Source organism: Variovorax sp. DXTD-1 (assembly GCF_003984625.1).
In the GTDB taxonomy this organism is placed as follows: Bacteria; Pseudomonadota; Gammaproteobacteria; order Burkholderiales; family Burkholderiaceae_C; genus Variovorax.
Genome location: NZ_RWKH01000080.1, coordinates 1 through 507 on the forward strand (window position 1 = coordinate 1; position 507 = coordinate 507).

A 507-nucleotide genomic window follows, 5' to 3' on the forward strand; every position below is an offset into this window, starting at 1 on the left:
TACCACTACGGCAAGCACCACAACGCCTACGTGGTGAACCTGAACAACCTGCAAAAGGGCACCGAGTTCGAATCGATGACCCTCGAGGAGATCGTCAAGAAGTCCAGCGGCGGCATCTACAACAACGCCGCGCAGATCTGGAACCACACCTTCTTCTGGAACTGCATGAAGCCCCAGGGCGGCGGTGCTCCCAGCGGCGCGCTGGCCAAGGCCATCGATGCCAAGTGGGGCAGCTACGACGCGTTCAAGGAAGCGTTCGTGAAGTCGGCCGTGGGCAACTTCGGCTCGGGCTGGACGTGGCTGGTGAAGAAGGCCGACGGTTCGGTGGACATCGTGAACATGGGCGCCGCCGGCACGCCGCTGACCACCGGCGACACGCCGGTGCTGACGGTGGACGTGTGGGAACACGCCTATTACATCGACTACCGCAACCTGCGCCCGAAGTTCGTCGAGACCTTCCTGGCCAAGCTGGTGAACTGGGACTTCGCGGCCAAGAACTTCGGCTGA

At 62.3% G+C, this 507-nt stretch carries 1 protein-coding gene; it reads left to right on the forward strand.

Translation table 11 applies throughout. The features are described 5' to 3' along the window. A partial coding sequence (locus EJI00_RS24945) for a superoxide dismutase (RefSeq protein WP_126750128.1) occupies positions 1–507 on the forward strand: 507 nt, incomplete at its 5' end.